Source organism: Terriglobus sp. RCC_193 (assembly GCF_041355105.1).
Taxonomy (GTDB): domain Bacteria; phylum Acidobacteriota; class Terriglobia; order Terriglobales; family Acidobacteriaceae; genus Terriglobus.
Genome location: NZ_JBFUPK010000002.1, coordinates 334,304 through 356,486 on the forward strand (window position 1 = coordinate 334,304; position 22,183 = coordinate 356,486).

21 protein-coding genes are annotated in these 22,183 nt (G+C 57.0%); 1 reads left to right on the plus strand and 20 read right to left on the minus strand.

Annotated features, from left to right (window positions below):
• Positions 1-142: 142 nt before the first annotated feature.
• From AB6729_RS10185 to AB6729_RS10230, 10 genes are all read right to left on the minus strand, one after another.
• Positions 143-442: a hypothetical protein gene (locus AB6729_RS10185; RefSeq protein ID WP_371081504.1), complete on the minus strand. Its 300-nt coding sequence runs from the start codon at positions 440-442 to the stop codon at positions 143-145.
• An 11-nt stretch (positions 443-453) separates the two neighbouring features.
• On the minus strand, positions 454-1,065 hold the full coding sequence (locus AB6729_RS10190) for a hypothetical protein (RefSeq protein ID WP_371081505.1): 612 nt from the start codon (positions 1,063-1,065) through the stop codon (positions 454-456).
• Positions 1,066-1,395: 330 nt separating this feature from the next.
• The gene (locus AB6729_RS10195; protein WP_371081506.1) at positions 1,396-2,607 is read right to left on the minus strand and encodes a phage portal protein; all 1,212 of its coding nucleotides are present in this window, start codon (positions 2,605-2,607) and stop codon (positions 1,396-1,398) included.
• A gap of 110 nt (positions 2,608-2,717) precedes the next feature.
• Positions 2,718-3,545 carry a DUF3037 domain-containing protein gene (locus AB6729_RS10200; RefSeq protein WP_371081507.1) on the minus strand — a complete coding sequence of 276 codons (828 nt, stop codon included), beginning with the start codon at positions 3,543-3,545 and terminating at the stop codon, positions 2,718-2,720.
• 94 nt (positions 3,546-3,639) lie between these two features.
• Positions 3,640-4,497, minus strand: a complete 858-nt coding sequence (locus AB6729_RS10205; RefSeq protein WP_371082612.1) for a HipA family kinase — start codon at positions 4,495-4,497, stop codon at positions 3,640-3,642.
• Positions 4,498-4,539: 42 nt separating this feature from the next.
• Positions 4,540-5,976 carry a terminase gene (locus AB6729_RS10210; protein WP_371081508.1) on the minus strand — a complete coding sequence of 479 codons (1,437 nt, stop codon included), beginning with the start codon at positions 5,974-5,976 and terminating at the stop codon, positions 4,540-4,542.
• 22 nt (positions 5,977-5,998) lie between these two features.
• On the minus strand, positions 5,999-7,096 hold the full coding sequence (locus tag AB6729_RS10215) for a hypothetical protein (RefSeq protein ID WP_371081509.1): 1,098 nt from the start codon (positions 7,094-7,096) through the stop codon (positions 5,999-6,001).
• Complete coding sequence (locus AB6729_RS10220; RefSeq protein WP_371081510.1) at positions 7,089-10,355, minus strand: hypothetical protein; 3,267 nt, start codon at positions 10,353-10,355, stop codon at positions 7,089-7,091. The genes AB6729_RS10215 and AB6729_RS10220 overlap by 8 nt, the downstream gene beginning before the upstream one ends.
• A 17-nt stretch (positions 10,356-10,372) precedes the next feature.
• The gene (locus AB6729_RS10225) at positions 10,373-10,558 is read right to left on the minus strand and encodes a hypothetical protein (RefSeq protein ID WP_371081511.1); all 186 of its coding nucleotides are present in this window, start codon (positions 10,556-10,558) and stop codon (positions 10,373-10,375) included.
• Positions 10,559-10,908: 350 nt separating this feature from the next.
• Entirely contained in the window at positions 10,909-11,547 is a 639-nt protein-coding gene (locus tag AB6729_RS10230; protein WP_371081512.1) for a sigma factor-like helix-turn-helix DNA-binding protein, read from the minus strand.
• A 775-nt stretch (positions 11,548-12,322) separates the two neighbouring features.
• Here AB6729_RS10230 and mltG point away from each other — a divergent pair.
• Positions 12,323-13,318: an endolytic transglycosylase MltG gene (mltG, locus tag AB6729_RS10235; protein WP_371081513.1), complete on the plus strand. Its 996-nt coding sequence runs from the start codon at positions 12,323-12,325 to the stop codon at positions 13,316-13,318.
• 586 nt (positions 13,319-13,904) lie between these two features.
• Here mltG and AB6729_RS10240 read toward each other — a convergent pair.
• Genes AB6729_RS10240 through AB6729_RS10285 form a run of 10 tightly spaced genes read right to left on the minus strand, consistent with a single transcriptional unit; the run spans position 13,905 to position 22,147 of the window.
• The gene (locus tag AB6729_RS10240; RefSeq protein ID WP_371081514.1) at positions 13,905-14,471 is read right to left on the minus strand and encodes a hypothetical protein; all 567 of its coding nucleotides are present in this window, start codon (positions 14,469-14,471) and stop codon (positions 13,905-13,907) included.
• Positions 14,468-18,397 (minus strand): hypothetical protein, encoded by a 3,930-nt coding sequence (locus AB6729_RS10245; RefSeq protein WP_371081515.1) that lies wholly within the window; start codon positions 18,395-18,397, stop codon positions 14,468-14,470. The genes AB6729_RS10240 and AB6729_RS10245 overlap by 4 nt, the downstream gene beginning before the upstream one ends.
• 10 nt (positions 18,398-18,407) lie before the next feature.
• A complete protein-coding gene (locus tag AB6729_RS10250; RefSeq protein WP_371081516.1) occupies positions 18,408-18,995 on the minus strand; it encodes a hypothetical protein in 588 nt (195 codons plus the stop codon).
• Positions 18,992-19,516 carry a hypothetical protein gene (locus AB6729_RS10255; protein ID WP_371081517.1) on the minus strand — a complete coding sequence of 175 codons (525 nt, stop codon included), beginning with the start codon at positions 19,514-19,516 and terminating at the stop codon, positions 18,992-18,994. Before AB6729_RS10255 ends, AB6729_RS10250 begins: the two co-directional genes overlap by 4 nt.
• 39 nt (positions 19,517-19,555) lie before the next feature.
• Positions 19,556-20,176 carry a hypothetical protein gene (locus AB6729_RS10260; RefSeq protein WP_371081518.1) on the minus strand — a complete coding sequence of 207 codons (621 nt, stop codon included), beginning with the start codon at positions 20,174-20,176 and terminating at the stop codon, positions 19,556-19,558.
• A complete protein-coding gene (locus AB6729_RS10265) occupies positions 20,163-20,390 on the minus strand; it encodes a hypothetical protein (RefSeq protein ID WP_371081519.1) in 228 nt (75 codons plus the stop codon). Before AB6729_RS10265 ends, AB6729_RS10260 begins: the two co-directional genes overlap by 14 nt.
• The gene (locus tag AB6729_RS10270; protein ID WP_371082636.1) at positions 20,387-20,743 is read right to left on the minus strand and encodes a hypothetical protein; all 357 of its coding nucleotides are present in this window, start codon (positions 20,741-20,743) and stop codon (positions 20,387-20,389) included. The genes AB6729_RS10265 and AB6729_RS10270 overlap by 4 nt, the downstream gene beginning before the upstream one ends.
• Entirely contained in the window at positions 20,740-21,072 is a 333-nt protein-coding gene (locus tag AB6729_RS10275; RefSeq protein WP_371081520.1) for a hypothetical protein, read from the minus strand. The genes AB6729_RS10270 and AB6729_RS10275 overlap by 4 nt, the downstream gene beginning before the upstream one ends.
• Entirely contained in the window at positions 21,069-21,464 is a 396-nt protein-coding gene (locus tag AB6729_RS10280) for a hypothetical protein (RefSeq protein ID WP_371081521.1), read from the minus strand. Before AB6729_RS10280 ends, AB6729_RS10275 begins: the two co-directional genes overlap by 4 nt.
• Positions 21,461-22,147 (minus strand): DNA cytosine methyltransferase, encoded by a 687-nt coding sequence (locus AB6729_RS10285; RefSeq protein WP_371081522.1) that lies wholly within the window; start codon positions 22,145-22,147, stop codon positions 21,461-21,463. Before AB6729_RS10285 ends, AB6729_RS10280 begins: the two co-directional genes overlap by 4 nt.
• Positions 22,148-22,183 lie beyond the last annotated feature (36 nt).

Here is a 22,183-nt window from a genome sequence, read left to right on the forward strand (position 1 = left end):
ATCGCCACACGCATCTCTCATCTCGATACATCGAACACCGTCACCCGAAGCGACAGCACGATGCAACTCTTCTTCCACTTAAGTCGGCGACCCGATTCGCGAAACGAACCTGGGTAGCCGCAGCCTCTCTGTAGCGCAAACGTTAAAGCAAGCCAGCCCGCATCAATCCGCTCTTCACGGCAATGCGCTGTTCCACACTCAGCGAGCGAAATGCCGCATCCATATCCGATGCCTCTGCTCCCTTCGCCATCATCGAAGCTGAAGTCTTTCGCCCAACCGCAGCCGAAGCTTTCACACTGCGCATGTCCCCCATCGCAGCCTCCAACTCACGAATCCGTCGATCCAGCTCCGCGATCGCATCCTGCTGCGTTTCTTCCGCGGTCGCTTCAATCACATCAGACAGACTTACTGACTCGTTGGTTTCCTGACTCGCTATCTCCATCTCACTCTCCCTCATCGCGTTCCTTCCTTCACAGCACAACGCCGCACTGGCATCGGCTCCATCGCAGGAGCACGCCGTACGCTCTTGCGCGCCCCCGTCCTCACCGAACATGCCGACACTTTCTCTCGCACCACGCGAAAGCTGGTATTCCGATATGCCGCCTTCGTACGCAGCAGAATCGCAGCACCGGTAAACGTAGCCTTCGTCAATCGCCACATCTCCGCACGCATATCTTCCACATGCGCATCGGCCAACTCATAACTCATACCCAATGCATCATCGCCATGCGCCTGCATCTCCTGCATCATCTCGGTAAAGTCGCGCGCAAACAGATATCCGCTCACACGCACGGCATCACCTTCAATCACAGCCGACGTGATAATGCCGCACTTCTGCTTCGCATCATGTCCGTCCCAACCCGCTTTGAAATCCACCGCCATTCCCAGCAGACTTGGCAACGCCGACTCCGCAGCCTCGCGCGTCAGCACCACACGATGCCCGCGCGCACCGCTCGGAGCTTTATCGCTCGGCGCATCCACCCGCGTCAGCACGCCTTCAAACGGCACACGGTTCGGATGCCCCATCACCGCTGGAAACTCCACAGCCATCCCCTGAAGCTGCACCTTTCCCTCCTTTCACGAAACACTCATCCACACAAACATCAGCGAAGCTCACACGGCCAAAGCCGTCATTCTGAGCAAAGCGAAGAATCTCAACGCACTTCACTGCACCACAACGTTCCGATCTCTCCAGCCACACAAGCAACGCCAGCTTCGCGTAAGCGAAGCTCATACGCGCAACGCGCGTCATCCTGAACGCAGCAAAGCGTAGCTGAAGCATGCCCTCGAGCGAAGCGAAGGGGGCCTGCATTCCTCTGTGCCTACTACAACGCCGCCAGAAGCCTGCAATGCATCAAGGAGCCACAGCCCTCACCAACCAAGCTGACTCGCTAACTAACTGACCGTTGCTTCGAACACCGGCAACCCACGCATCACCCGCACCTCATCCACAGAAAGCACACCAGCATTCAACAGCTTGATCTGCAGATCTGCCTCATCCGACGAATCTCGCGAAAGCAAATCGTTGAAGACAAACTCAACATCCGTCCACCCCAGTGTCTTCGCAATCACATCACGCGTCAGATGCTCTGCAATCAACTTCGCCACCGGCACTATCGCGCTTTGAAACGCCTGCTCCGCCATCTCATCCGCGGTCGAGCGATTCACATCGTGCTCCAACCCCAGCAACATCGGCGGCAGATCAAACGCATTCGCCATCACACGCAGCAGAAACTCCTGCCACTGCAATCGCAGATCCGCATCCGTGCCACCCGCAAACCGCAGCACCTCAGGTTTCGTCTTCGTGGAAAGAATCGGCACCTGCGCCGATCCCTCTACCTCGTCCTGCCACCAACGCGTCAGCCGCTCCTGCTGCTGCGGTGTCACCTCATCCAGCCACAACGCGTACTGCGCAACACCGTTGCTCGCCAGCTTCGCTGCATAACGATGCGCAGAAAGGAAGTGGCTAATCGTCTCGAACGCCACTTCAAGTCTTCCCAAACCAAACGGCGTATACGACCGCGCATTCAACCGCACATACATCAATTCGCGATCCAGCAACGGCACACTCTTCGCCGCACCAATCATGGTCTGCAGATAACGCGGTTGTTCCGCATCCCCATTCCACGCCGCATCCATCGCAATCGTCGCGCCATCCACTGGCCACAACCGCACCGGGGCGGCCGCATCACCCGTCGTCTCAATCTCTGCTGCGCCAAAGCCGCCAACAATCACGTCTTCCAGCAACGGCTCCAGCAACGTACGAAAACTGTCCTGCGGATTCGGCGCAGCAAACACATTACGAAGTGCCTGCAACCGCTGCTGCAGTTCCTCACTTGCAACAGCATCCGCCTTCGCTCGCACCTGCCAGTCCATACTCGCAATACGATCCTTCACCACATTGATCGCCCGTCGCGCCATCGGCAGTTCAGCAAACCTCCGCAGATTCGCAGGCGTCGCCTTCGGTAACGCATTCACATTTCCACCTGGCCGCCACGGACTCAGCACCGCAGGCAACATCTGCGTCTTACGCTGTCCCTCACCTGCCGCTTCCACATCACCCTTCCAACCGCGCATCGCCCCACGCACCCGCTCCACCAAACTCACACGCCCTCCTTTTCTCAACCCCAAAAGCAAAAGGCGCAGCCAATGGCTACGCCTCTACAACAAATTGATTGCACACTTACGAATGCAAGAGCATGTCCCACTTGCAACTTCTAAATCAGCAACTCCCTGCGTGCCGTCTCTGCCACACGCGAAAGATCATTCACCGTCAACACGCGAAGCCCCTGTTCCTCCATCGTCTCCACGCCGAAGCGATACCGGTCCTCCGCCTCGCCGCCATCACCCGCGACAACCTTCAAAGGTTCCACAATCGCCGCAAGATCAAGCTCCGCAGCCTCAACCTTGCGCACACCAGCCCGCAAACGATCCACGGAAAACGCCAGCACCTTCGCCGCTTCCAGATCCCCCTCCAGCGAAACCGCCTGGAACATCCGCACCAGCGAAGGCGAGCGATACCCGCAATCCAACTTTAACGGATCGCCCGGGCGCGTATATTGCGAAGCGGGAATCCGCTTCCGCATCAAGTCCCAAACACCCGCGCGTTCAAACTCGCTACGGATAGAAGCAGCAATCGAAGCACGTCCACTCTTCTTCCGCGAAACCTTCTCGCGCATCGGCTCCACATACAGCCGCATCAACTGTTCCATCTCCGCCGGCATACTCTCCGCCAGCGCACCGCGCACTTCCGTGATCTGCACGGAGTTGGAAAGCGACTCCTCCAACAATTGCATTGCAGGCTTCGAAGCATAACCACCATCGCGAACGCGTGCGGCAATCTCGCCTTCCATCGCCTCCAGCAAAGCAGTATCGGCATCCGGATCCATACAACGAACACGATTCCAGTCGCGCGTAAAGCGCACCTGTGTTGTCTCGGTGCGGCCTGCCTCACGCAGCATCACACCAATGTTCACAAACTCGTTCTTCACTGCATCCGGCACATACCGCAGCAGAAAAAACTCGCACTGTATCCGTTCCGGCAACCGATCTCCTTAGAACACTCCGGCATCCTGAGCAAAGCGAAGGATCCCAACGAATCCTCACAGTGCCACAGGTTCAAACCATCCGCCACAAACGCTACATCACAAATTTAGACGCTGCTTCAACACCCGCAAAGGCCCCCGGCACCACAATTTTCCCTACCCTTCCCCAATTCGGGAAAGGGTTCCGCGAACTCTCACGGAACGAAGTAATCAACTCTCGCACACGCGACCGCCGTTTCAGCATCGTTTCCATCAGTGCTTCCAATTCCGAAGGATCGCCATACCATTCCGGTGGAACCACCTCTGCAATACCCCACAACGTCTCCACCTGCATCTCTTCCACGTGTGTGATCCAAGGCTCAAAACAATCCCAGCCCGTCACCCACTCATACACACAGTTGCGCATATACACACCGCGCAGCGGCGAGTCCGAAAACTTCCACTCCGTCGCCTGAAAGCAGTATCCCTGGTCAATAAACACCGCGCGATACTTCCGCTCTCTCGGCTTCCTTGTAAATACTGCCTGCCGCCCATTGCTGTTGCCTGTCCACTTATCAATGCACAGCATTCCCGCGAACTCAGAAAGATTCCGAAGCTCCGGCAACAGCTCTTCCGGCAGATAGTCCACCACCTGCCCCGGCATTAATCCACCCACAAACTGCGAACCGAACGCCAGCCCTTCCGAACACGCCACACGCTCACCACGTCCAGCATCCACCCACATCTCCGGCGAGTTACGAATCAGCCATCCGCTCACGTCCACCGCATCGGACAAAGGTACTGTCAATCCGACCGCCTCCGCCATACGCGTGGCAATCAACTCATTGGCCAGCACGCGCTCGCCTTGCGGATTATTTCGAAACTTCACCACCCACAGGTTGCCGTCCGCCCCCAGCATCAACTGGCTCTGCGCACCGCCGCGCATTCTGCGAATCGCCTGTACCGCCTGCACCGCCAACGAATCACCTCAACCGGAAGCATACTAGAGCCACCGCTAAGTCATCCTCGCGCGCACACCCTGTGCAATTGCCATGCTCATCACCAGGTCGTCATGACATCCCACCGCAGCCGCAGCCCGTCCGCGTTCATCCACAACAAAGCTCCGCATCTCCGCCAGCAACCGTCCACTGCGAAACAACGAACGCGAAGCAGGCAGCAGCACCGCCAACCCACTTAACATCCGCGGTCGCGAAGCAGCATCCGTCAACCATCCCGGCAACCCATCGCGATCCACAAATACATTCACGCCGCGTTCCTGCTCCAGATAAGCCAGCACCGCAGCCCCATGATTGTTCCGCTCCACCACCAGCATCGCGCTGTTATATTCCTGCGCAATCTCTGCTGCCACCTTCGTCAGATCACGGGGTGACATCTTCATCTGCAACTCCGCACACTGCATCCCCGTGGCAATATCCACCACCTGCACCGCGCTATAGTCGCCTTCACTACCACCACCCGCAACATCCACAGCAGCAATATAACTACGACCAGGAACCGCAGGCAGCCACACCTGCAATGCACCGCTGCGCCGCACATCCATCGGTACAACAACATCCTTCAAACATGCAGCCAACGCATCCCGATCAAAGAAACAATCGCCACTCTCGCGAAAGCAATTAACAGCATCCTCCGCAAACTCCTGCACACGCATCGCACCAAACCTCCGCGCAAGCTCACGGCGAAACCCCACCTGTTCCGCCGTGAGTCCCTCGCGCTGCACCAGCACCTCTTCCTCCTCCGTGAACTCCGCAACCGGCGCACCCACATACGCCGGTTCGCACCACCACGGAAAGAAGTGCCGCATCATCCCATTCATCTCCGCCAGCTGCCACTGTTCATAAAAGCAGCCATACGCCCCATTCGGCGTACTCTCCAGCACCAGTTCGCCACCCGGAGCCAGAGCCGCACGCAATCCCGCCAACGTCTCCGCTGCATCGCCAGGCCATCGCGCCACCTCACTGCAGTGCAGATTCGTCACGCTCAATCCACGCCCCGCATTCGGCTCTCCCGCACTCGCCACACGAAACTCTGAATCCATCGTGGGAAACGTCATCTGTCGCGCATTTGCACGCCCACGTTTTCCAATGCTCGATTGCAGCGGTGTGGGCAGGTTCTCCCACATCCGCTGCACCGTTGCAAAAAGAGCTTCCGCACTCTCCTGCGTATGCGCCACCATCAGCGTCATTGTTCCCGGAATCAGCAGCGTCTTCAGCAGAAACCGCCCCGCAATCCACGTGCTCATCCCCATCTGCCGCGCCTTCAGCACGATGTTTTCCGTGCCACGCCGAGCTTCATACCTGCGCTGCGCCACATTCGCACGCAGTGGTTGCAACTTGCCGGAACGATCCCGCACACACAACATGTGCTCTGCAAGGAAGAGCGTCCCCTTTGGCTGTTTCAACAGCGAAGCAAATTCACTCCAGTCATCCACGCTTCATCTCTCCGGCACTCGATCAGAACGTGCTCAAAGCCGCACGCGACCACGTATTCGCCGCGCGACATACATACAAGTAGCTCGCGTCCCATGCAACGGTGCCAACCGTACATGTGGCCGTGGACGAAGCAGGTGTATACAGTGGCGCAACAAACCCTCCCGTCGTTGCAGTTGCCGTATAGCTTGGCAATGAAAGAGATTTGTTGGAAACCAATACGCCTGATACGGCATTCAGCCAGGTCGCACCAGAAGCTCCCCATCGAAGCGAGCCGTCTCCCCAAACCTCAAACAGAGGATTGCCTCCATTAACATGCGTGGAGAAAAAGACACCGCCGAAACCGCTGGGAGCGTTGATGCCGAACTCAATTCCTCCACTGGTCCAACTGGATACCGCTGCCCCCTGATTGATGTACCAATGAGGCGTTCCTGTCGTTCCTGTACCTGCGGTATAAAGAGTGCCTGTATCCAGACGTGCCGGAGTACTTGCCGCAGATGCACCCGTACTGGTCGTCTGTCCGCTGCTGGAAAGCGTGGTAAACGCACCCGAGTTGGGAGTTGTAGCGCCAATCGGTGTTCCATTGATGGTGCCACCGCTTATGGCGACAGCGGAACTCACAGCTGGCACAGAGGCAATCGCCCCCCACGCACCGGTGGACGGATCACAGTAGTAATACTGCGACTGCGATCCGGTACAAACCAGAGCACGTGCCTGGATGGCAGTCGCCGCTACTAACTGACCAGATGTATTCGTCGCTGCGATTCCGGAAACCGTCGGAATGCTCGCTCCATTTACACGCGTGACCGTTGCAACAGCAGAACCGGCCGCCTTGGTTACATCGCCGGAGATTGCTGCTGTCTGCGCTGCTGGCAATGTTCCACTTGCAATGTTCGCGGCATTCGTTGTATCCGTCGTAGCCGATGCAGCAAATGCAACTCCGTTTGTCCTGCTGCAAGTCATCACGCTATTGCTTGCAACGTTACAATCGCCGCTCACCAGTGGCGGCACACCAGATGTTTGTCCATGCATCCCTGCGGCAAACATCCCCACAATCAAAAGGGGCAGCCATCTGGCTGCCCCATGAATCGCGCTGTATTCGCGCATGTATCGTTTACTCATTGATCGCTCCCGGATTCAAAAGCGTGACGCCGTCCGTATCCACCACCAGTTGTTGCACCAGATACTTTCCTGCCAGCGTATAGCCCGCCGCGCCGCTTGTACTGCTGGTTACAAATCCTCCATGTACCTGCGAAGACCACGCCACCGTGTATCCCGACGTACTACCCACCTGGAAGATCAGCGTAATGTGTTGTCCCGCCGTCAGTCCCGTGAACGTTTCGCTCGTCACGTTTCCTGTCAGCGGCATGTGAAACGTCGTGTTCGCACACGTCACCGCAAATGTCGGGTTCGCGCTATACGACACATTGCTCGCACACACCCCACCCAGCGCACTCGCTGGCAAACGTGCCGGATCCAGCGTTCCAGTCGTTAGATCGCTTGCACTACCGCTCGTCGCCACATTCGCCAGCACAGAGCTTGTTGCCGTAGGTCCCAGCGTCACGCCACCCACAGCGGAGGCCGTCGCCGTCTGCAGACCGTTGATCCGATTTACATTTAGCGTCGTCGCGTTAATCGTTCCTGCGGTCAATCCTGTCGGAGAGATCACATAGGGCGTACCGCGCATGGAGAACGTCAGTGAAGATGTGGAAGGCGCATAATTCACCGTATCCACGCCCGCATTGCTCTGCAGATTCAGCAGGCTGTACGTGGAGTTCCAGTTCCCGCAGCCATGCGAATTGCAACGCACGCGAATGGCCGATGTCTCACCCGCCTGCATATCCAGCCCGGCATCCCACACACCTCTCACCAGCAGCGCTGCCTTCGGAGCAATATGTGTTCCACCGTTGCCGTAGTACTGATTGACGTTTCCATTGTTCGACACCATCCAGCCTGAAAGATAGGCGCCAACGGTGCCGTTGAACTGAATACCCGCCTGCTGTTCCACCGAACCACGAGGCATGTACTGCGTTACATAAGAAATGTCGCTGTTCTCGCGCATCTGGAAAAAATGCGGCTCTTCCACCGGATCTCCAGCTGCCCACGACACCATGTTCGGTGCCAGAACAAACGTACCGTCCACCGAGCGCGTCGTCGCGTTCATCACGCTCAGTACTTCCGCCATTGGATAAAGAACATAACCACCGTTCTGATAACTCGCCGCACCTCCGGAACTCGTTGCATTCGGTCCCGTCTGTGCATACGTAAACTGGTTTGCAGCTGTCGACGTAATTAGGAACGTGCCGTTGAAACTTGCATCGGCTGCGCCGGAAATCGTCAGCGTCAACCCATTCAAATCAGCGGGAAAACCGGAAGCCATAGTAGCCGTGACAACATTGCCGCTCCTTTGCAGCGATGTGATCGTAGAAGAAATATTCGCAAAAGCACTTGCCCCCTGCTGCGCACCCAGGTTCTGAGTCACGAGTGATGCATACAAAAGCATGGTCGGCGATGCGGAACCAATCACAGGAAACAGTTGTCGTATCGCACCAACGGTATCCGCCTTCTGCTCGATCCCATAACCGCAAAGACCACCCATCGCAATCGTCGCGCCGGCAAGCTTCGGCTTATTCAGCGTCAACTGAATGTGGCTGCCGTCCACAATCGTGTAAGGGGCCATCTCAAAAACATCGGCGCCGCTGGCCCCAAACTGATTGACAACGCAGGCAATACCTGAACCCGCAGGAGCACTCGCCGTATTGGTCGAATACCCTGAACTCACACCGCTCGTCACAATGGGAAGTGTCACAGTCCCCGGCGCGATATTGCTGCTCTGCGAAACGGCTGCCGACGCAATCGTAAAGAACGTACTCACCGGAAACGACGTCCCCGTGAACATGACAGCAGAATGAAGAGGATGACTACCCAGGCCGATGATCTGACCAGTGGATATGGTTTTCGATGCAGCCGTATCGATCAGATAACGACCATCACCCTGTGTCCCTCCACCTGCAGTAATGGTTGTCGTCAGTTGCGTCGAACCAGTCGTACAGCCTGTAGCACACGTGCCTGTAAACACACTGGGATCTTCCGTGATCTGGATGTCATACGGATGCGAGCCTTCATCGCCATCATCACGAACGCCACCTGAATTCAAGAGATACTGAGAACCCATCAGGCAGTCGCCCACGCCATAGCAACGTTGCATGCGACTTTCCAGAACATGCTGCCCCTGCGTGTTGTTCAGCGACTGAATGCTCACCGCTCCGTACGTCGTCTTGAAATACGGAATGACCGAAGCGGCCTGCATATAAACGTTGTTGCCACCTGCAAGCGCATTCGTCTGGATCGAAAGTGCAAACTGATTCGCAGGGTTGAACCCGTTTGTCTTTCGCGCGGGCGTCGCCATTGTCCACGTGGTGTTCAGACTATGCCCAGAACCACCGCGTGCATTCAACGTGTACTCGTTATAGTTATTCAACCGTTGATCGATAACCCGGCCACCATCTCGTGGCACCGCGACGGGTTCAATACCGCTATAGGAAGAATCTGCCACCACCGTACAGGACGTGGTGCAATCGCTGCTGGCAAATGCATTGGCAATGCCGTCGGATCCACCCTGCGTTTGATACGGCTTCGCATATACCTGGCCATTCAGCAGATTCACCTGCAGTTGAGTTCCCGCAGGCTGCGTCACCGTCTGTGTTCCCTGCGGTACTGTCGACACCTTCTGCGCCAGTCCCGCTTGCACACCGGTTGTCGTTACGTCCACATAGTTCTTCGTCGCAGCCTGCAGGCTCGATGTGGGATCGCCCGGCAGCACCAAAGCGCCAGTCATCGTGTCGCCGGTCTTCTGCACATAGGGCGAAGCATCTTCCGGTACAGCGCCTGTCAATGCCGCACGTGCAATCGCCTGATCCACATATTGTTTTGACACCGTTTGCATCGCCACGCTTGTGGGCAACACCGTATTCCGCACCGCAGTCAGCGTCACCGGCGCACTGTTCACCGGCACCACCCAATACTCACGACTCGTTGAGCCATCGTTCAGGTGATACACCACGGTGTAGTACGTGCCTGCAGGTGTCGCCGACGCATTCGGCGCCAATGACACCGTCAACACACCGCCCGCATTCAACATCACCGATGTGCTGCCCTTCGGTACACTCTGGCCCGCAGCAGTCGTGAATGCAGGCCAGCTCACCAGCACTGTTCCCGAAGCCGGTGTCCCATCTGCCTGGTACACCGTGTCACTCACTGTCATTGTAGCCACTTGCGCCACCGCGCGATGCTCCATTCCCAGCGCCAACACCAGCCACAGCAGTCCCCACACAGGGGGCCATCCAGCCCGCCACAGGCTTCCGCTTGATCTCTCGCGCATTCTCACTCCTCGTCTCCTCAACAATCCCGCTTCAATTCCGTCTCGCGCGCCTCCCACTCTCGGAAACCCGCCAACATCTTTCGTGCAAACCCTGTCGTCCGTTTGCTTCCGGACGCTTCCATCCCGCCTGTCTCCAGCGCCATCTGCATCAGCAGCTTCAGCGCCGCCAGGTCGCCATCGCGAATCGTCCGTGTCAGCAACATCGCGCAAATCTGCGGAAGCGCATCCGCAATCTCACGTCGGACAAACTTTTGACAACCACTCGGTCTTGGGGCTCGACGCACTGCGATGCTTTCCTTCGCCAACATCACGGCATCAGGTGTCTCCGCTGTTCTGCGTGCACGGCCGCACACCGGTCGAACACTCTTACTGATCGCTTTCTTCACCTTCATCACGCTCTCCACCAACATCGGGGAGTCACCACAAAACAAAACACGGAGAACGCTTTCGCATTCTCCGTGTCCATGTACGCCAGATTTTTGGCGAGTGTCTCGCAGTGGCTTCAGCCCCCGCTTTCTTTCTCGCCTATTCAGAATAACAATTGCAGCGGAAATTACATGCCAACAAATTTTGGCCCGCAACTCTCGTCAGGAGAGTTACTTACCAGCTTTACCGTGGCTTCCCCCTCTTGACACGGATCAGAGGCAATTCTTTCCAACAGCTTTTTCCGCAGGAAGATCGACGTCAGTTCATCCAGCGCCTGGAAGTAACGCCGCTGAACAGAACGAAGACTCAAATGGAACATCGACCCCGCTTCTTCAAATGTGTATTCCTGCACGCCGATGCGAACAATCAGCCGTTGCTGTTCCGGATCCAACTCCGCGATACAGCGATCCACGTCGTGGACAAAGATCACCACATCGTCAAACGCATGCACCCGATAGCTCGTCACCTTGCCGCGAAACATCTCGCGGCCCAGCAACGAAGGCACACGTCCGCTCTCCATCGACAGCACACCGTACCGTCGAAGCATCGCCTCCGTGTACGACCGGTAAAACGCCGTCCCAGGTACCAGCAGTTTGCGGAACACAGGAGTTGCACGTTCCTCATCTGCCTGCTGCGCCGCTGGAACCGGAGCCACCGCGTGTGCAAGAGCCCCATCGGTCGCCCAAACATGCGTTAGAACACCCTGTTCGTCCGCGTCGACCACACTCATCGACTGCCTCTTGCATGGCATCTGCAGAAGCTTCATGCTGCACCCCCTTGTTCGTTGGTTACTACCATTCGCGAGGCCCGGCATGGACGTCCCGGACGCAGCTTTCGCCGCGCTGGAAGTTCGGCCATCCGAGGGCTGCAGTGCCGACAGTAAATACCCGCAGCCACTCCAGTGCGGACCCAAAGTCCTCCGCACCCCTCACACACCTTCAAGTCCCTGCGCAAGTAATTCATGCTTCTTTCTCACCTTCATCCGGTACCCGCTTCGTTCTTTCCCCGAGGTCGATCTCCGGTCTGTTGTGCTGCTCCTGTGGCTGGCTCTCTGGCCAACGAACCACATGGCAACGGGTTGATGTCATACGAGGTCTCGCTTCTCCCTGGGAGAAGGCATAAGGGGGCTATGCCCACGCGAAACCCGCAGGTTCTCCGCACATCATGTACGGCATCTCATGGCGTCATGTTGGTTTTGAGACCTTAGTTCTCGTAAAAAACCAAGTCAACGCGAATTCAAAAGGAGAAAAATCGAAAGTCCTAAGCCTGCAACGAAAGAGATTGCGGAGGTATACCCACTATCCTAACCACCTTTTCTTCGCCTTATATTCGCCCTGACCTCGGAACTTGGCAAGCTTTTTCTTCTCAAAATCAGTGGATTTCCCAATCTGGAATCCACCCGAAAGGCCTACAACCCGCAACCGTTTGAAACGCAAGGAACAGATCAAGCCAGTTGAACAATGAGACGCGAAAAAATGAAGCGTAGTGAAAGTCAATCCTTCCCACTTGCCCCGCCATCTCCAAACTGCGACCCTAAACACGTGAAGTTCCTTGGCTTCCTTCTCCTGCTCGTCCTCATCGCCCTAGGCGGTGCCGCTTATCTTGTCTATGCCCCGGTTACGCCGCCGCAGGAAACCTTTGTCGACCTTCCCATCGGCACCGGCACGCAGGCCATGGCACAAAAGCTGCAGAACGCGCATGTCATCCGTACGCGTTATGCCTTCCTGATTCTTCGTGTGTGGAAGGGCGGCAATCTCAAAGCAGGCGAGTACCGTTTCGCCGATCCTGCCTCCGCACTCACGGTCTATCAGCGCATCGCACGCGGCGACGTCTACACGCGCGCCGTCACCATCCCCGAAGGCTTCAACCTTTACGACATCGCCACCGCGATCGAAGCCACTGGTCTCGGCACCCGCGCCGCCTTCCTGGATGCCGCGCAAAAAAACACGGACCTCATCGCCGATCTCTCACCCAACGCACAGACGCTCGAAGGCTTTCTCTACCCCGACACCTATCGCTTCAGCCACCACACCACCATGCGCACCATGCTCGACACCATGGTTCGCCGCTTCCGTAAAGAAACAGCGTTGCTGGATCTTCAACAGCCACAGGCCTGCGCCGGTCTCTGCACCTCACTGGCACAGACCGTAACGCTTGCATCACTTGTAGAAAAAGAAGTTCACTTCGACGATGAACGCACCCAGGCCGCTGGCGTCTTCATCAATCGCCTGAACCGCAACATGCCGCTGCAAACAGACCCGACCGTCATCTACGCAGCAATGCTCGCAGGCCATTGGACAGGGGTCATTCATCGCAGCGACCTCGACCGCGACTCCCCATACAACACTTACAAAAACACAGGCCTGCCACCCGCCCCCATCTGCTCACCCGGAGCCGCAGCCCTCAAAGCCGCCCTGCATCCCGCCGACACAGAAGCCCTCTACTTCGTAGCCGACAACACAGGCCACACACGCTTCGCCGCCAGCATCAGCGAGCACAACGCCAACGTAGCCGACTACCGCAAGGGACAACACTAAGAACGGATACAAGCGCCAAAGGCGCGACGCGATATTAGCCCAGGCCTAGGTTACATAACCACCAACGAATAAGGAGTAGGTGCCCTAGGTTACATAACCATCAACGAATAAGGAGTGGGTGCCCCAGGTTCGCAAAGCTAACCTGGGTATTCGTGCGAAGCACGAACCAGCGAAGCTCAAACGAACGAAGTTCGTCATTCTGAGCGCAGCGAAGAATCCCAGCGCACTTCACAGCATGTGTGTAAGCAAGAAGAGTGAACCTGCGGGATATGGCGGGCGGCAGCGGGATTTCGCGGGATAAGGCGCGATTGGTGCGGGTTTTGCATCGGTTTGATGACTGGTAGGCTCGAAAGGGTTTCCGCACGATAGTTGACCTTAGCATGGGAACTTCCCATCATTGGATACCTCGGAATCCCCCAAAAATACGAAATCGTCGCAAGCAAAACGATGGGAACTGTTCCCATGCCACCATCTGAAAGCCGCTGATGAGCATCCCGCCCGCGTAAATAGCGGGGATTATCCATGGGAAGTCAGGTTTTCAAAGAGCGTTTTGGCCGCCTGGGCGGAAATACGGTTTTTGGAAGGCTTAGGTTGTTTCGGCGTCGGAAAACAGGGTCGCGATGGCTCCGAACTCGGCCCATTGGAGGCGTCGCCGGAGTGACTTGATAGGGGCCTCCGGGGGCTGTTGTGGGCCTTCAATTATGGGGCATTGGCGGTCGAACATGATGGCATCGCAATAGGCCAGAATCCGCTGGCGGGAGAGCTTGTGGCCGTCGTATTTACCGGGGTAATCCGGGGCCGGTGTGAGGCGGTCTGCGGAGTGGAAAGAGACCTGTCCAGAAGGCAGATCGACGTAGAGAACCCACTCATATCCAGCCGTCTTTGGATCGTGTTTCCAGCCCCAGCGAAAGGCCGGTGCTCCTGGTGCGGAGAGGACGCGGCAAACCTCTGATAGCGACCAGTTTTTGACCTCATAAGAGGCGCGTCGAGAGCTTCCGCGACGGTAGGACTTTGCGGCTTCGGAGCGCTTCTGAGCACGGAACAATGCGACTGCCAGTTGGCCCTCAACGCCGCAAGTGGCAAGGGCGGTGTAATACGCCTTCGTGACGTCACCGCTGCGCTGATCGAAGATGTGCTGGGCCGTCTGCATCATTGCATTGAGGTCTCGTACCAGTGGAGGTTTGAAAGCGCAGCCGTGCCAGGAGTCGAGGTGTTTGCGCTGATCGTGTAGTACCACCCCGGCTGGATCATGCAGCTAAATCCAGCCGGTTGTGCCTCGGTTGTAGCACCCACCTGATTCGCCCAAATGGGGTACGCCGGAGTGGATGTGGGGCCAGCGTTACAGAAGAAAGCGATCCATGCTGATCCAGTGGTTTGAGCCCAGCCAGAAACAAAGATCGGATACGAGTTTGTGTTTTGGTAAACCGTTCCAAAGGCGCGGCTGGAGGACACGTCTCCGGTGGAGGTCGCGGCAGGTCCCGAAGAGAAGTTTGAGCAGCTTGCATTGCCATTTGCCGTGATGCCTTTGCTGTACTGGTTCGTCCCGCACTGCGAAGGTATCGCGGCGAGTGCTGTCGCCGTTGCGGCATTACCCGATGTGGAGTTGGAGATAGTGCCAACTGCGTTCACATCAGACGTCGATAGGGCCGAGACGCTGGTGGTCGTGCCGGACTGCCTCACGAGGCCAGTACCTGCAGGGATGGAAGAAGCTGTATGACTATCCACATACTGCTTCGTTGCGGCCTGCAATGCTGCAGTCGGGTCAGCGGGAAGGACGAGCGCCCCGGTCATGGTGTCACCGGCTCTGTTCACCGGGGTGTACCCCAACGATGCTTGATATCCAGTGCATGTGGCGCTGGGCAGGCAGACTTCGTTTAAGAAGGCGAGGTCGGCGAATGTAGCCGAGTTGTTCGCAGCCTTGATGTGGTTGGTGCTGATGTCGAAGAAGAGGTTGCCGACAAGTGGCTGTTGAACTATGCCGGTTCCTGTATTTACAGCCCAAAGGTTAAGAGGCCCCCTTCTTATTTTGATAGCACCTCCCCCAAGTCCGACAGTATTCGTTTGAGGATCGAAGGTGATGGCTCCATTTCCTGACACGCCAGCCATATACGCAAAATTGTATTCGGGAGTTTTGGCGCAGTTATAGTTAGACGCATAAGTCCCAACCGTCATGCAGTTAACGAGCATTACGGCGGCAGTCGATCCAACTGCTGGAATGGTTGGAGCGTTGGTACGGATGGTGTTCACATTCGGGCCACGAAACTGAATACCGATTGGCGGGGTCGACATACGTCCGCCAGTTCCAAGATAGTTCGCGTCTCCCGTCGTGATATCGAGTGCGGGTGCGAAGCCCCAGCCTTCACCGGCCATGTTTATCGTAAGACCGGACATAATCTGACCAGACCCCTGTGTGTACTGCTGAAGGTTGAAGAGACCGCCGTTGGCTCGCTGTGCATTGAAATGGGGGATTTCCAGCGGGTCTGAAGCGGCCCATGCCACATTGTTAGTTTCCAAATCCATGTATCCATTGACGCAAGGATTTTGACTGGAAGTAGAGCCGATAGAGGGAGCGGTAGTTACTCCGGGATCGCACACATTGTAGATGAGAGCCATCGGCCAGATGTTATAGGCGGAGGATGTGTTCGTCGTCGTGATCGTTCCGGCTTCCGATCCAATAGTGGCCGAACCCGCAGCAGTCCACGTTACAGCATTGGAACCAATGTTTCCGTTATAAACAGGCGCATTCGGAGGTACACCGTTGAAGTCGGTCGTACCTGACACCACCACCGCAGGGTTGTTGGCGAGATAAACGGCACAAGATGCGATGGAGGTGAGAGCGGTTACAGTCGTTCCGGACTGTGAGATATTGGCAGCGCACGCGTGATTGGGGCCGTTGAGAAAAGATGCATACAGGCCTTGAGCTGCCCCTAAGAACCAGTTGCCGGTAAGCAGGGTATGGGAGTCTGAAATACCCACTACCATCTGAGCATTCATCGGCCCCGTGCTATTCCCTAACCGCAATTGACTGGCGTCGAGCGCTGTGCAAGCACCCTTGGCCGCTGTAGTGTTGCCAAGATGGCCCCGGCGAAAAGGAGCGCTGAAAGTAACAGAAGTTCCCGCGACTGATAGGCCGGAAATGATTACTTCTTCACCACCCGAAGAGTTCGTAGATGCCACACACATGTGGTCGCCATTCGCGAGGCCCGAGGAGTCACTGCTAAACGCGGTCGTCAGAGTGATCGCTACTGTTGCAGGAGAGTCGAGACTTACGGGCGGGTTAACAGAAGTGGCACCCTGTCCAATCCAAGGACTAGGGGTCAGAGTGGTGTCTACCGTCACCTTTGTCAGGCCATAGGTAGCGTCATATACCGCTGCCGTGATGTTGCCGGTGTATAGCGCCGTCTTCTTGTCCACGAGCATTCGGCCCACCCCTTGGGTGCCGCCGCCCTGTGTTAGATTCGCCCTTACGCTGGTCTGGTTAATGACGGAGGAGGTGGTGCCTAACACAGCAAAGCTCTGTTCGGTAACATGATGTGCCCAAGCGCGATAACCTTCTGCCGATCCATCAGGGTTGCCACCCGAGTAGACCATATATCCGTAATGCCACATGCAATCGCCGATACCGTAGCAGTTGGTGTTTGTCGTTTCGTGCTGGCGAATACCTGCACCATTACTCTGCATGTAAGTGTTCTTGCCGACACCTACCTGCCATTGACTTATCCCCGACCCGCTATTTTCATCCCGTCCGCGATTGGAAAAGTAGAAAAACTCCTGCTGTCCTAGGGGGCGCTGATTGTAAGCACCAGCATTAACCTGCGTCATCTTATCGTTCGAATAGTACAGATAACGCTTGGCCCACTGTGGTTGAGTGGAAATCCCATATAGCTGCGCATTCTGAATGACTTCAGCCGTACCAGCATAGCTGTTGTCAATCGTATGTACGACGGGGTTCGCGGAGGTTGCTACGATTCCAGCGTCATTGGTATAGCCGGGTTCGATAACACAATTGAGCGCTCCTCCCGCGAAGGCACGCTGGCAACCATCCGTAGAGGTTGACGTTGAGCGCCACTGCTTCGCCATGCCGAGGCTGCTTACAAACTTTCCCGTCAGGCTCGAAAGTGTGACATTGCCTGCGCCATCGGTACAGGTTCCCGTGTCACCGCCGAACTTGCCGTCAGCACCTTTGAATTGCATATTGCAGGTGCTACCACCAGGATTACCGCCAGCGTTGGCGACAGCCTGATCGACATACTGCTTCGGCGCGGCTTGCAGGTTTGCGGTGGGATTGCCGTAAAGATTAAGCGCGCCGGTCATGGAATCGCCAGTCCTGGCGACCTTACCGTCCGCTGCAGTCTGTGCCGTGGACGCTGCGGATCGTGCGGTTGAATCTGTCGCATTGGCAGCAGCCTGATCGACATATTGCTTCGGCGCGGCCTGCAGGTTTGCGGTGGGATTGCCGTAGAGGTTGAGCGCGCCGGTCATGGAATCGCCAGTCCTGGCGACCTTGCCATCTGCGGCAGTTTGGGCAGTGGAAGCTAAATTCCGCGCCGTTGTATCGGTAGCGTAGTCTGCGGAGTCAGCATGCGAGGCCGTATCTGCGTGCGTCACACTGGTCGCTCCCGATCCTGTATCCGTGTCGTCAAAGCTCCACGCGTCGAGCGACCAGCTTGTGCCGCAGATTGGCACCTTGTGAGCGTCCACGGCATACGGCTGAGAAGCTGTCGCAGTCACATCTTTGATAACGACGTGATACTTGATGATCGTTGGTGTAGCGAGGCACCCATCGGCCACATTCATGCCATCCGTGAGAGTGCTTCCAACACGCGCGAACACCTGACCATTCACGACGACGCCAGTAACTGGCTGTCGTGTCACAACTCCACCGCCTGCCACGCCGAGCTTGTAGTTTGCTGGCTGCTGGTTAATGTCTTCAGGAGTGATCGTCACAGTGCCGGATTTCAACTTGGTCTGGCCATCGGGAGCCACCACGTTGTAGGCAACAAACTTCGTGATCTGCGCGCCTACGGAAGACGCTACGGCGAGAAGCAAAAGCGGAAGAGCATGGCGGAATACGCGCATGCTGCGATAGTCACAGTTCAGAGACGCAAGAGAGGCTCATTTCCCGTTCGGGGGTGATTCGCGACCATGACATTGCTGCAGAGACCTTGAACGATGAGATATGGCATTGCAGCGATTTGCGTGAGATGCGCCACGGCGATCCACGCTTGCCTTCCATCTTCGGGTCGAGCAAGCGATACGCCTCGAAGTATCCCGCTTCAATGCGCAGGCAAACTTTGCTCTCGTGGATGCCGATCAGGTCTGCGGCTTCCAGCGTTGTGATGGTGTCAGGCCACGGAAACGGCAGCAGGTCCTCATCGCGGTACCGGCCAAGCACGATGGGTGGCCGCCGATCTGGAATGCCGTGCTTTGTACGGATATCGCTGATGTAGTCCACAAGCGATTCGTAGTAGATGCGATAAGGCGCGTGCGGCATGGTCTGGAACGCCTTCAGACCTTCCTTGATCTGCAGCAAACGCAGTACCACCTGCTTTTCGCAATGCAGGATGGTGGCGACGCGGCGGACGTCGATAGTATCCGACTCTTCGAATGGCAGCATGCCCTGCCGGAGACGATCTTCCGGTGTGAGTCCGTGGAATGGGCGGCGGTTACGCTTCATGCAGCTTCCTCCTTGTCCCACTTGCCTTGGCGCTGCAGCATGCGCTTCAACGCCCAGCGCACCTGGTTGGCGTCAGCTTTCGTCTTGATGTCTTTGCTCTCGCGCTTTGCGAAAGGAGAGCGTGGCGACGCAAGCCACGCTTTAAGACGAGTCTCGTCCCAACCGAGACGCTGCATGAAGCTGTAGACCGGGATCATGTCCTCGTCGCTGACAATCTGCGGCGCATTGGCGAACTCGTGATCCACATCCTTGCGGCCATCCAGGCCAGCGCGGCGTGCCTGCTCGCGCGAGTTGGGCCATGCATATGGCTTGTAGTCAACGCCAAGGATGGCCTGCGCCTGGTCGATGAGATGTATGGCCTCACCACGCGATAGATCGCTGAAGCTCGTGATCTTCCGCTGGCACAGCTCCGATGCCCACTGCAGGCGACCGTCGCGCGTGTTATCCACGCCGATCTCTCGCGCGGCCATCTGGCTATAGACGACTTGAACCCTTGCGACTTGTCCTTTTGTTGCCTTCATGGCTTACTCCTCCGGTGCGTGGTCTACCGCGTGGCCGCTTTATCGCTTGGCCGCACGTCTCGCATGTTTCGTGGCACTTCCGCCCTTGGCGTTTGCGCGAGTTGTAGTCTTCGCGTTGGCATTTGTGGCGGTCTGGACGCCCCGTGCAGAATTTCTGATTGAGCTTGTAAATGTAGCCCCGCTCGCCGCACCACTGGCAGCATCGTTCAAGTGGTTTGCGGCGGTGCTGGTCGGCGAGGTCTGGCATGCTTCGTCCTTTGCTGTCTGGTTGGCTGTGTCGATGAGATTGCAGAGGCGGCGCATCTCGGTTTGGAACCGTGTGTCGTTTTGGTGGCCGAAGCGGATCGCGGACATCATGGCGCGTGCGAGTATCTCCGTTTCGACGGAACGTCCATTCGCCCAGCTTGAATCAGGCGCCGGAATCACTATTGGAAGTCCGAAAAGGTCGGCGATTCGCATCGCAATGTTGCCTATGTCTGCCGCGTGTTCTGTGATCTTCGTCCCTTCACAGCCACCAAGGACAAAGCAGAGCTTTGCGACGTGGTCGGCCAACTCGCGCATCGCTTCGGCGATTGTCGGATTCCACCTATAGAAGTCGCCCTTGTGCTCATTGGCAACAAGCTCGCGCTCCATGAGGTTTGCAAATTCACGCGGTGTCATGCTGTTTGCGCCTCCAGTTGAAGTGCAGGATGTCCTGCGCGATGCACCACGCGCCTGTGAGGCCAGTGGGCAGCCATTGCGGGATGGTGTTGCATATCTCATCGACCTCAAGGCCGTCCTCGCGCCACTCCGCGAGATATTTGTGATCTGCAAAGAACTCAAAGCCCCACTCTTTGCTGTGTCCGCGCACGGTGATTTCCAGTAGCTTCTTCATACGATGTGCGGCCTCTTCCGCTTTAGAAAACGTCCAAGCTGCCACACTTCTATGGACTGGACGGAATACGTTGGTTCATCTACAAGGCCGTTGTGCTCTACCGCTTCCGGGTCATACGGGCATATCGCGCGGATGTAGGACTTAGGTTTCCAGAAGCCCCACGGCCCGTCTGGAGCGTTGTCATCTTTCTCGTCATCCACATCCCACTTCAGGCGCGGATGCGACTCATACCATGCGACGATGACGGCGACTGCGACCTTTGCATCGTCTTCATCTTCGAAGGCCGCAACGAACCATTCGCTCCGGTCCTCATAGCATCCGTTTGTGGCCATCACCAAATGCAGCATCTTCATGCGGCCTCCTGATCTGCTTCTGCGATGAGGGCGCGGCCCAGCTCCGTGGCAAAGTACCTGAGCTGCTCCGTCTGCGCGATGAGGGCGGTGCTGTCGGCGAGGTGATGGCTGTTCAGAGACAGGTAGACCGTCCAGGCCACGGCGTGGCCAAGGGGTGCGTCTATGCCTAATGCTTCGGCCATCAACTCGCCGATCTCGCCCATGCGGCGTCCGCCATGCTGTGACGCGATGCGTAGCCATAGCAGGCCCAAGCGCCGTTTGTCGCGCGGCTCAATGTTCACGCGTGCCGGTTTGCCGATGTGCCAGCGTGTGACTTCGAGGCGGCTCATGCAGCACTTCCTTCCATGGCACAGCCGAGACGTAAGCGTGCTTCCTCTGGTGTTACAGGCTGCGGATACTTACGGCTGAAGGTGGGAGTAGAACCATGGCAGCGACCGCACAGCACTGCGTCCCGCTGCGGAAGAGTGCAGGTGCGGCCACGCTTTGAATGCAGAAAGAAACTCATTCCGCAGACCGTCTCCGCGATCATGCGTTCCGGCGAATCCAGCCGGATCAGCGAATCATAAGTAGCCCGATACCAATACATCTTCACGCCAGCCGTGCGATGCATGAGGTGTGCGTTTCCACCAGTTCCGTGGACGTACGGAGGAAACGACTTTGCGTTTGTCCAGCCGAAGGCCGGATCACGGAAGTCGGGACGTCCAAGGATTATGTCGCTCATGCTGCAACCTCCGGCATCTGTCCTCGATGGCTCATTGCTGCGATGGCCTGCTGGCCGATGTACTCGGCATAGGCGGGGGGGATTGCCTGTGCAAGTTCCTTGCGGGACATCCACGAAATGCCCATGGCCTTGCGCCACAGATCGACGTTGTCACCCTTGCCGCGACCGTTGCCGTAGCAACCGACCACGCGAGACCTGTTGCCTTGAAGACGTGCGAGTGGTGGAAACTCGACCTTCTGCGTTTCGTGACGGCATGCAAGTCCAAGTAAGAGGAAATTGGCTTCAAACAGACGGTGCCGCTCCACCAGTAATCCGAATGAAGAACCGCAGAGCATCACCGGGTTCCGCAGCGGACTTCCGACGACGTTCTCAATGACATACAGAGCATTCGTCTGCTGAAGCCTGCGACGCACTGCATCGACAAGGTCTGGATGATTCTTTTGACGTCCCTGCGCTTTGAGAAGTCCGCGATTCATGCGCATGTACGTCTGGCATGGTGGGCTTGCCCAGACGAAGTCATAGCCGGTGAGCGGAAACTCCATTGCATTGGCAACGTGAAACTCATCACCGCAGTAGTTCGGCTGGTCCTTGATATCGACGCCCGTGACATGGAAGCCAGCGGCCTGCAGGCCACGCGTCGCGCCACCAGCACAGCAGAAGAGGTCGAGTGCACGTAGCTTCATTTCCATCCCCTTTCCGTGAGGTATCCAGCAGCGAAA